We start from the raw sequence: 10,236 nt of genomic DNA, 5'->3' as shown, positions 1-10,236 counted from the left end.
CGCGGTGCGGCAGGCGGTCCACCGCGACCGCGGCGCGCGCCGCCGTCGCGACGACCGGATCGCCGCGGCGGTGTTCCTGCCGGTGCTCGCCGTCGCCGTCGCGGCGCAGGTGCTCGCCTTCACCGTCGGGCCCGCGGCGCCCGCCGCGTCGCCGAGCCCGATGCCCGCGCCGAGCGCGACGCCCTCGAGCAGCCCGACGCCCGCGCGGTAGCCCGCAGCCGCGCGGTGCCCGTGCACTAGCCTGGACGACCGAGGTGATCGCTGTGACCACGTCCGAGACCGGACCGACCGCCGAGAGCGCGACCGCGCCCTGGGGCCGCGTGGACGACCGAGGGGTCGTCTTCGTGCGCGACGGGGACTCCGAGCGGCAGGTGGGCGAGTTCCCCGACGCCACGCCGGAGGAGGCGCTCTCCTACTACGAGCGCAAGTACACCGACCTCGCGAGCCAGGTCGGGCTGCTGGAGCAGCGCGCCCGTCGCGGCGCCCCGCCGGCCGAGGTCGCGAGGGCGGTCTCCCGCCTCGCCGCGGCGCTCGAGTCGCCCGCGGCCGTCGGCGACCTGCAGGCGCTCCGGGACCGCGTGGCCGCGCTGACCGGCACCGTGGAGGACCTGTCCGCGCAGCGCTCCGAGGAGCACCGCGCACAGGTCGAGCAGGCGCGGGCGGACCGGCTCGCGATCGTGGAGGAGGCGGAGCGGCTCGCCGCCCGCGACCCCTCGACCGTGCAGTGGAAGGCGACCGGGCAGACCATGGACGCCCTCTTCGCCCGCTGGCAGGAGGGGCAGCGCAGCGGCGCGCGTCTGCCGAAGGGTGAGGCGAACGAGCTGTGGAAGCGGTTCCGCGACGCCCGCGCCGCGATCGACGGCCAGCGCCGCGCGTACTTCGCCGAGCTCGACGCGACGCAGGGCGCGGCGAAGGAGCAGAAGGAGCGCATCGTCGCGCGGGCCGAGTCGCTCGCCGGCTCCTCCGCCGACCCGATCGGCGCATACCGCGGGCTGCTCGACGAGTGGAAGCGCGCGGGCCGCGCCGGGCGCAAGGTCGACGACGCCCTGTGGGCGCGCTTCCGCGCTGCGGGCGACGCGCTGTACGCCGCGAAGGCGGAGTCGCGCGCGGCGCAGGACGCCGAGTACGGCGGCAACCTCGAGGTCAAGCTGGCCCTGCTCGAGGAGGCGGAGCCGCTGCTGCAGGTCCGCGACGCGCAGGCCGCGCGGAGCCGCCTGACCGGCATCCAGCGGCGGTGGGACGAGGCGGGTCGCGTGCCCCGGGACCAGGTGCGGCACGTCGAGGACCGCCTGCGCAAGGTGGAGCAGCACGTCGCCGCGCTCGAGCAGGAGCACTGGCGGCGCACCGACCCGGAGACGAAGGCGCGCTCCGAGGGGCTCGCGTCGCAGCTGAACGCGGCCATCGGGAAGCTGGAGCGCGAGCTGGCCGACGCGCAGGCCGCCGGCGACCGCAAGCGGATCAAGGACGCGGAGGACGCGCTGAACGCCCGCCGCATCTGGCTCGACGCGATCGGCTGACGCTCCTCCCCCGGCCCCCTCGCGGGACCGGTTGTCCACAGGGCGTCCCTGCGCCGGACGGCACCGGATCGCATCGGGCAGCCTTCGCGGGTGCGCACCGCAGCCCTCGTCGAGCCCGGTCTCTTCTCCTGCGCCGAGGCCTCGGCGATGCGGCTCGACGGGGACAGCTTCGACCTCGGGCTGTCCCCGGTCGCCGTCGACGCCGTGGTCGGGCCGGAGGTCCGCGCGGGGAGCCTGCTGCCGGCCGCCCTGCACCCCGCGGTCGTCGTCGACACCTGGACGGCGGCCTGGGTGCACGGCGCCTCGCCCGCCCTGCCGAACCCGCTCACGCTCGCCGTCGACCTGGCCCGCGGCCGGGCGCTGCGGTCGATGCGTCCGGCGCCGCGGGAGGCGCGGTTCGGGCCCGGCGAGGTCGTGCGGCTCGGCGGGGTGCGGGTGACCTCTCCGCTGAAGACCGCGTTCGACCTGCTGCTGCGGGACGGCGCGGCGGCGGAGGCGACCGCGCGCGACCTCCTGCGGCTCACGGGGCTCGACGCCGACGAGACCGCCTCGCGGATCGCCGCGATGCCGAAGCACAACGGGAAGCACCGCGTCGCGGCGCGGGCCCGTGCGCTGCTGCTCGGCCCTGCGCCGAGCGGGGCGGATCAGGCGGCCGAGACCCGGTACACGTCGTAGACGGCCTCGATGCGCCGCACCGCGTTCAGCACCCGGTCGAGGTGGGTGGTGTCGCCCATCTCGAACAGGAAGCGGCTGAGCGCGAGGCGGTCGCTCGAGGTCGAGACGTTCGCCGACAGGATGTTCACGTGGTGCTCCGACAGCACCCGCGTCACGTCCGACAGCAGGCCCGATCGGTCCAGCGCCTCCACCTGGATCTGCACGAGGAAGACGCTCTTCGAGGTCGGCGCCCACTCCACCTCGACCATCCGGTCGGGCTCCCGCTCAAGCGAGACGACGTTGGTGCAGTCGGTGCGGTGCACCGAGACGCCCGCGCCCCGCGTGACGAAGCCGAGCACCTCGTCGCCCGGCACCGGGGTGCAGCACTTCGCGAGCTTCACGAGGATGTCGTTCGCGCCCCGCACGAGCACGCCGGAGTCGGCGGACCGGATCGCCCGCTGCCGGCCGGTCGTCGGCGCCTCGAACTCCGGCTCGTCGACCTCCTGCACGTCCTGCAGCTGCGCGAGCACCCGCTCGATCACCGACTGGGTCGAGACGTGGCCCTCCCCCACCGCGGCGTACAGCGCCGAGACGTCCTCGTGGCGCATCGACGTCGCGATGCCGACGAGCACGTCCTGGCTCATCAGCTTCGTGAGCGGGAGGCCCTGCTTCCGCATCGCCCGCGCGATCGCGTCGCGCCCCTGCTCGATCGCCTCGTCGCGCCGCTCCTTCGTGAACCACTGCCGGATCTTCGAGCGCGCCCGGGGGCTCCGCACGAACTGCAACCAGTCCTTGCTGGGGCCGGAGTCGGGGTTCTTCGAGGTGAAGATCTCCACCACGTCGCCGGAGGCGAGCCCGGACTCGAGCGGCACGAGCCGGCCGTTGACCTTGGCGCCCATCGTGCGGTGGCCCACGTCGGTGTGCACGGCGTAGGCGAAGTCGACCGGCGTCGCTCCGGACGGCAGGCCGATCACCTTCCCCTTCGGGGTGAAGACGTAGACCTCCTTCGCCCCGATCTCGAACCGCAGCCCCTCCAGGAACTCCTGCGGGTCGGCGGTCTCGCTCTCCCAGTCGGAGAGGTGGGCGAGCCACGCCATGTCGGTGTCGCCGTTCACGACGGGTCCCGACGACGCGGCACGACCCGCGACCTGCTCCTTGTACTTCCAGTGCGCCGCGACGCCGAACTCCGCCCGCTGGTGCATCTCGTGCGTGCGGATCTGGATCTCGACCGGGCGCCCCTCGGGGCCGAGCACCGTCGTGTGGAGGGACTGGTACAGGTTGAACTTCGGCGTGGCGATGTAGTCCTTGAAGCGCCCGGGCACCGGGGTCCACCGGGCGTGGATCGCGCCGAGCACGGCGTAGCAGTCGCGCACGCTGTCGACGAGCACGCGGATGCCGGTGAGGTCGTAGATGTCGTCGAACTCGCGCCCGCGCACGATCATCTTCTGGTAGATCGAGTAGTACTGCTTCGGCCGGCCCTGGACCTTGCCCTTGATGCGCGCGGACCGCAGGTCCTCGGTCACCTGGTCCGTGACCGAGGCGACGAACTCCTCGCGGAGCGGCGTGCGGCGGCGCACGAGCGACTCGATCTCGAGGTAGAGCTTCGGGTACAGCACCGCGAACGACAGGTCCTCGAGCTCCAGCTTGATCGTCTGGATGCCGAGGCGGTGCGCGAGCGGCGCGTAGATCTCGAGCGTCTCCTTCGCCTTGCGCTGGGCGCTCTCCGCGGGCACGAACCCCCAGGTGCGGGCGTTGTGCAGCCGGTCGGCGAGCTTGATGACGAGGACCCGGAGGTCCTTCGACATGGCGATGACCATCTTCCGCACGGTCTCGGCCTGCGCCGAGTCGCCGTACTTCAGCTTGTCGAGCTTGGTGACCCCGTCGACGAGCAGCGCGACCTCGTCGCCGAAGTCCGCCCGCAGCTCGTCCAGCGTGTAGTCGGTGTCCTCCACCGTGTCGTGCAGCAGGGCCGCCGCGACGCCGCGCGGCCCGATGCCGAGCTCGGCGAGGATCTGCGAGACGGCGACCGGATGCGTGATGTACGGCTCGCCGCTCTTCCGCTGCTGGCTCCGGTGCGCCTTCTCGGCGGCGGCGTAGGCGCGCTCGACGACGCTCGTGTCCGACTTCGGGTGGTGCTGCCGCACGGTGCGGATCAGCACGTCGACCGCGTCGGCGGGCTGCGACCGGGAGAACAGGCGCGGCACGCGGCGCCGCATCGATGCCGTCGTGGGCGCCTCGCGGGTCTCGGTCAAGCGGCACCTCCCGTCCTGTGGAGGCTAACAGCGGCCGGGGTCGTCCTCTTCCCGCGAGGCGCCCCGGCCGGCGTCCCTCAGCCCGCGGCGGTGGGCTCGAGCGGTCGCGCGTCCTGGCCCCGCGCGGCGAGCGCCCGAGCGTCGAGCGCGCGGATGCGCGGCTCCCGCGAGCGCAGGTCGACGTACAGGGGCGCCGCGACGAACACGGTCGAGTAGGTCCCGGCGATGATCCCGATGAACAGCGCGAGGGCGATGTCCCGCAGCGTGCCGGCGCCCAGCAGCGTCGTGCCGATGAAGAGGATCGACGCGATGGGCAGCAGCCCCACGATCGAGGTGTTGATCGAGCGCACAAGCGTCTGGTTCACGGCGAGGTTCACGGTCTCGGCGAAGGTGCGGGTCGGTCGCTCCCCCATCGCCGCGGTGTTCTCGCGGATCTTGTCGAAGACCACGACGGTGTCGTAGAGCGAGTAGCCGAGGATCGTGAGGAAGCCGATGACGGCCGCCGGCGTGATCTCGAACCCGACGATGCCGTAGACGCCCGCGGTGATGATCAGGTCGTGGAAGAGGGCGACGAGGCCCGCCACGGACATCTTCCAGGTGCGGAAGTACACCGCCATCACGACGGTGACGAGCACGAGGAAGATGATGAGGCCGCGGATCGCCGACGCGGAGATGTCGGCGCCCCAGGTCGGGCCGATGAACGAGGTCGCGACCTGTCCGTTCGAGACGCCGTAGGCGTCGGCGAGCGCGGCGCGGACCCGGTCGGTGTTCGTCGTGCCGCCGCCCGTCGGATCGAGCTGCGAGGTCTGGATGCGGACCGCGTCGCCGCCGACGACCGCGACGAGCGGCGTCACCTCCGTGCCGGTCACCGACTGCACGGCGTCGATCGCGATCTGGTCGTCGTTCAGGTCCCGGCTCGAGTTCGTGATCGTGAACTGCGACCCGCCGGTGAACTCGATGCCGAACTGGAAGCCGCGGCCGATCTGCGGCAGCACCAGCGTCGGCAGCACGATCGCGAGGATCACCGCGATCCCCGAGACCAGGTACCAGAGGCGGCGCCGCTTGATGAAGTCGATCGAGCGGGCGCCCGTGTAGAGGTCGTTGCCGAACGACGTGAGGCCGGCCATCAGTCCTCGCTCCCCCGGCCGACGCCGGCCTGCTCCTCCGCGGCCTTGCGCTCCGCGATCGTCTGCCTGCGCTGCGCCTCGCCCGTGCTGCGGCGGGCGCGTCCCGCCCGGTCGCTCACGGGCGCCCGGAACTGCCCGCGCCCGCGGTACACGGCGCCGAGCGCGCGGGGGTCGAGCCCGGACAGCGCGTGGCCGCTCGCGAAGAAGGGCCGCCGGGCGAGGATCTGCAGCATCGGATGGCTGAACAGGATCACGACGACGACGTCGATGATCGTCGCGAGCCCGAGCGTCAGCGCGAACCCGCGCACGTCGCCGATCGCGAGCACGTAGAGCACGCCGGCGGCGAGCAGGTTCACCGCGTCGGACGCGAGGACGGTGCGCCGGGCGCGGCGCCAGCCGGCCTCCACCGCGCCCTCGAGGGCCCTGCCCTCGCGCAGCTCGTCGCGGATGCGCTCGAAGTACACGATGAACGAGTCGGCGGTGATGCCGATCGACACGATGATGCCCGTCACGCCGGCGAGCGACAGGCGGTACCCCTGCCGCCAGGACAGGAAGTCGAGCACCAGGAAGGTGAGCACGGCGGAGATCCCGAGCGAGGCGAGGATCACCATGCCGAGCAGGCGGTACTGGAACAGCGCGTAGCCGAACACGAGGATCAGGCCGATGAGGCCGGCGATCAGGCCCGCGGTCAGCTGGCTCGAGCCGAGCGTGGCGGAGATCGTGTCCTGGCTCTGCACCTGGAAGTTGATCGGCAGCGCGCCGAACTTCAGCTGGTCGGCCAGCGCCCGCGACGAGTCCTGGGTGAAGTTGCCGGTGATCTGCGCCTGGCCGTTGGTGATCGCCTCGTTGATGCCCGGCGCCGAGACGACGCGGCCGTCGAGCACGATGCCGAACTGGTTGCGCGCCCCGGTCAGGCTCACGAGCCGCTCCGACACCGCGGCGAACTGCCGCGAGCCCTGCGCGTTCAGGGTGAGGTTCACGGCCCACACGCCCGTCGTCGCGCCCTGCGCGTTCGTCACCAGGCCGTTCGTGGCGTTGGTGATGTTGGTGCCCGGCACCTCCACCGGCCCGAGCAGGTACTTCGCCGTGCCGTCGTCGGAGCACGTCACGAGCGGCTGGTCCGCCGGCGCGTTGCCGTTGTTCGCGTCCTGGCCGCAGCGGTAGTTCTCGTAGATCGCGGCGAGCCGCGGGGACACCTGCGCGAGGTCGCTGCTGTTCGTCGGCGACGCGGATGGGGTCGCCGCGAGCGACGCCGGCGGCGTGTACGGCGCCTGCGACCCGATCGACGCGGTCGGCGCGGCCGCGGTCGCGAGCACGGGGCGGAAGTCCAGGCGGGCGCTCGAGCGGACGCTGTTGATCGTCGCCTGCGAGGGCGTCCCCGGCAGCGAGACGACGATGTTGCTCTGCCCCGAGACGTTCACCTGCGCGTCGGGGCTGCCGCCGGCGTTCGCGCGCTGCCGGATGATCGCGACGGACTGGTTCAGCTGGTCCGCCGTCGGGTTCCCCCCGCCCTGGACCTGCGCCTGCAGGATGACCTGCGTCCCGCCCACGAGGTCGAGCCCCAGCTTCGGGAAGAAGGCCTCCGCCTTCGTGGCGAACGTGCTGCCGGGCGCCGTCAGCACGCCGACGCCGTTCAGCGCGATCCCGGCGACGATCACCACCAGCAGCCAGACCAGTGCCCGGCGGGCGTGCCGGAGCGGGCTTGCGGGTTTCGCCACCGAGGGCCTTTCTTCGCGGGCGGCGCCGTGCGGCTCGAGCGGCGGGCGCGTCGGGCACGGCTCGGGCCGCCCGGCGGAGCGGCCCGGTGATGGTACGGGCTAGTCGGCGTTCTTCCCGGCACCGCGGGCGGCGTCGTCGCGCTTCTCGAGGTCGACCGGCTCGCCGGCCCGCTCGCCGAACGCGGGGTCGGCGGCGGCGTCGTCGAGCACGACCGGCTCGCCGTTCACCTGGGTGCCGTCGTCGGCGACCGGGGTCACGACCCGCCCCATGGCCTGCCGGTGGATCGTCACCGTCGACCCCGGGCCGGTGCGCAGGACGATCCGGTTCTCCGCCTCGTCGATCGACTCGACCGTCCCGAAGAGGCCGAACGTGGTCATCACCTCGGCGCCCGGCTTGAGCGACTCGGTGAGGGCGGCGGCGTCGCGCTGCCGCTTGCGGCCGTTGCGGAACATGAGCAGCACGATCACGAGGATGATCGCGCCGAAGAAGAGCAGCTGTCCGGTCTGCGCGTCCATGGGAGTGGTGCCTTTCTGGCGGCGATGTGGCCCCCGCACCAGGCCATCCGGGTCCCCGGGCGGCGCAGGGTCAGCGGCGACGGGGCCGCCTCGAGCGCCCCGATACTACCGGGCACCTGGGTGTCGCGTGCGTCAGGCCGACTCGTCGAAGAGCGCCGGCGCACCGGCGACGGGCGGGCGCTTCCCCGCGCGGCGCCACGCCGCCGAGGTCGCGACGCGGCCGCGCGGCGTCCGGGAGACGAGGCCCATGCGCACCAGGAACGGCTCGACCACCGAGGCGATCGTGTCCTGCTCCTCCCCCACGCTCGCCGCCAGCGTGCTGAGGCCGACGGGGCCGCCGTCGAAGCGGTCCATGATCGCGTCGAGCACGGCGCGGTCGAGCCGGTCGAGGCCGCTCTCGTCGACGTCGTACAGCTCGAGCGCGGCCTGCACCGCCGCGTGGTCGGCCGTCCCGTCGTGCACCAGCGCCCAGTCGCGGACGCGGCGCAGCAGACGGTTGGCGATGCGCGGCGTCCCCCGGCTCCGCGAGGCGATCTCGCGCAGCGCCGGCGGTCGCACGTCGAGCCCCAGCAGCGTCGCGGCGCGCAGCAGCACGCGCTCCAGCTCGTCCACGGCGTAGAACTCGAGGTTCGCGGTGAAGCCGAAGCGGTCGCGCAGCGGGTTCGGCAGCAGCCCCGACCTCGTGGTCGCCCCCACGAGGGTGAAGGGCGCGAGGTCGAGCGGGATCGACGTGGCTCCCGCGCCCTTGCCGACCATGATGTCGATGCGGAAGTCCTCCATCGCGAGGTAGAGCATCTCCTCCGCGGAGCGCGCCATCCGGTGGATCTCGTCGATGAACAGGATCTCGCCGGGCGTCAGCGAGGACAGCACCGCGGCGAGGTCGCCGGCGTGCTGGATCGCGGGGCCGCTCGACATCCGCAGGGGCCGGCCCGACTCCTCCGCCACGATCATCGCCAGCGTCGTCTTGCCGAGCCCGGGCGGACCGGCGAGCAGGATGTGGTCCGGGGTGCGGTTCTGCATCGCTGCGGCCTTCAGCAGCACCTCGAGCTGCTTGCGCACGCCCGCCTGCCCCACGAAGTCGGTGAGCGACTTCGGGCGCAGCGCACCCTCGAACGCGAGCTCGGCCTCGGACTGCGGGACCGGGTCGACGGCGCTCACCGCACCGCCTGCGGGCCGAGCGCCGCGAGCGCGGCGCGCAGCAGCACAGCCGTCTGCCGCTCGTCGGGCCGTGCGGCGAGGACGTCGTCCAGCGCGGCCTGCGCGGCGCGCTCCTGGTACCCGAGCCCGACCAGGGCGACGAGGACGTCGGCGCCGCGGGCGGACGGCCGCGCGGCGGGCGCCGCCGAGCGCACGGCGACGAGCTTGCCGGTGAGCGAGACGACGATCAGCTTCGCCGTCTTGGGGCCGATGCCGCTGACCTTGCGGAACACCGCGTCGTCGTCGTTCGCGACCGCCGCGGCGATCTCGTCGGGGGCGAGCGCGCCGAGCACCCCCATGGCGGACTTCGGCCCCACCCCGGTCACCCCGCGCAGCAGGTCGAACACCTGCAGCCGCTCGCGGTCGGGGAAGCCGAACAGCGACACGTCGTCCTCGCGCACCACCATCGCGGTGTGCAGCAGCACCTGCTCGCCCCGCCGCACCGACAGCGCGTGGTCGGGCGTGACGGCGACGGCGTACCCGACCCCGCCGACCTCCACGACGAGCGTCGTGCCGGCGGCGTCCAGCACGGTTCCACGGAGCGACGCGATCACGGCACGAGGGTAGGCGGCGCCCCGGACACCGCCTGCGCACCTCGAACGCGTGTTCGCCGCCCTCAGGCGACGAGCGGCCAGCGGGTGCCCTGCTGGCGCCGCAGCGCGGTGGCGACGACCTCCGCGTGCTGCCACGCGGCCTCCGCCGCGACGGGAGCGATCTGCTTCGCGATCTCGTCGTCGGACGCCTCGAAGCGCACCGTCGCCTCCGCCTTGCCCTGCCGCACCCCGACGGACTTCGCCTCGACCACCGCGAGCTCGGCGACCGCGCCGGCCGCCGCGGGCAGGACGGCCTGGGCGTTGCCGCCCGGGTGGACGCGTCCGACGGTGAGGACGACGCGGTAGGACGGCATGGGGCACCCCTCGCTCGAGCGGCGCCCCGCGCGCCGCGCGGACCATCCTCCGCTCCCCGACGCGGTCCGGCGCGCCTCCGCGGACCCTGGGAGACCCCCGACCAGTCCCCCGCACCGGTTCCGCGGACGCCGCGGGCTTGGCACGCTGTCGGGTCGGGGGTGACGGACATGGAGACGATGTCGAACGGGAACGGCGCGAGCGGGGAGACGCTCGCCGCGCTGATGGCGGACGGGCGCGTCGACGCGGCGCGGCTGCAGGCGATCGGGACGGAGGTCGCCGAGGCGCTGGAGGCGCTGCACCTGACCGGCGCGGTGCACGGCGCCGTGGACGCCGAGACGATCGTGCTG

General features: G+C 73.6%; 11 protein-coding genes. 4 read left to right on the top strand and 7 right to left on the bottom strand.

Annotated elements, in window-relative coordinates; translation table 11 throughout:
- From ACFSBI_RS15915 to ACFSBI_RS15905, 3 genes are all read left to right on the top strand, one after another.
- Positions 1–211: dioxygenase (locus ACFSBI_RS15915; protein ID WP_377936664.1), on the top strand; the 211-nt coding region annotated here is incomplete at its 5' end.
- Between the two features lie 52 nt (positions 212–263).
- Positions 264–1,517 (top strand): DUF349 domain-containing protein, encoded by a 1,254-nt coding sequence (locus ACFSBI_RS15910; protein WP_377936662.1) that lies wholly within the window; start codon positions 264–266, stop codon positions 1,515–1,517.
- 90 nt (positions 1,518–1,607) lie between these two features.
- A complete protein-coding gene (locus tag ACFSBI_RS15905; protein WP_377936661.1) occupies positions 1,608–2,192 on the top strand; it encodes a hypothetical protein in 585 nt (194 codons plus the stop codon).
- On the opposite strand, the gene ACFSBI_RS15900 is transcribed toward ACFSBI_RS15905, so the two are convergent.
- The 7 genes from ACFSBI_RS15900 to ACFSBI_RS15870 all read right to left on the bottom strand — a co-directional run bounded on the left by ACFSBI_RS15900 (position 2,162) and on the right by ACFSBI_RS15870 (position 9,888).
- A complete protein-coding gene (locus ACFSBI_RS15900) occupies positions 2,162–4,387 on the bottom strand; it encodes a RelA/SpoT family protein (RefSeq protein ID WP_377936666.1) in 2,226 nt (741 codons plus the stop codon). The genes ACFSBI_RS15905 and ACFSBI_RS15900 overlap by 31 nt on opposite strands.
- Positions 4,388–4,500: 113 nt before the next feature.
- On the bottom strand, positions 4,501–5,550 hold the full coding sequence (gene secF / locus ACFSBI_RS15895; protein ID WP_377936659.1) for a protein translocase subunit SecF: 1,050 nt from the start codon (positions 5,548–5,550) through the stop codon (positions 4,501–4,503).
- A complete protein-coding gene (secD, locus tag ACFSBI_RS15890) occupies positions 5,550–7,268 on the bottom strand; it encodes a protein translocase subunit SecD (RefSeq protein ID WP_377936657.1) in 1,719 nt (572 codons plus the stop codon). The genes secF and secD overlap by 1 nt, the downstream gene beginning before the upstream one ends.
- A gap of 99 nt (positions 7,269–7,367) precedes the next feature.
- A complete protein-coding gene (gene yajC / locus ACFSBI_RS15885) occupies positions 7,368–7,784 on the bottom strand; it encodes a preprotein translocase subunit YajC (RefSeq protein ID WP_377936655.1) in 417 nt (138 codons plus the stop codon).
- Positions 7,785–7,916: 132 nt separating this feature from the next.
- Entirely contained in the window at positions 7,917–8,942 is a 1,026-nt protein-coding gene (gene ruvB, locus ACFSBI_RS15880; protein WP_377936653.1) for a Holliday junction branch migration DNA helicase RuvB, read from the bottom strand.
- Positions 8,939–9,535 (bottom strand): Holliday junction branch migration protein RuvA, encoded by a 597-nt coding sequence (gene ruvA / locus ACFSBI_RS15875; RefSeq protein ID WP_377936651.1) that lies wholly within the window; start codon positions 9,533–9,535, stop codon positions 8,939–8,941. Before ruvA ends, ruvB begins: the two co-directional genes overlap by 4 nt.
- Before the next feature lie 62 nt (positions 9,536–9,597).
- Positions 9,598–9,888, bottom strand: a complete 291-nt coding sequence (locus tag ACFSBI_RS15870) for a hypothetical protein (RefSeq protein WP_377936649.1) — start codon at positions 9,886–9,888, stop codon at positions 9,598–9,600.
- A 159-nt stretch (positions 9,889–10,047) separates the two neighbouring features.
- Between ACFSBI_RS15870 and ACFSBI_RS15865 the strand changes: the two genes are divergently transcribed.
- The coding region (locus tag ACFSBI_RS15865) for a protein kinase family protein (protein WP_377936647.1) at positions 10,048–10,236 on the top strand (189 nt) is incomplete at its 3' end.

Source organism: Amnibacterium endophyticum (genome assembly GCF_042680685.1).
GTDB lineage: Bacteria > Actinomycetota > Actinomycetes > Actinomycetales > Microbacteriaceae > Amnibacterium > Amnibacterium endophyticum.
This window is presented reverse-complemented; position numbering and strand designations above follow the sequence as displayed.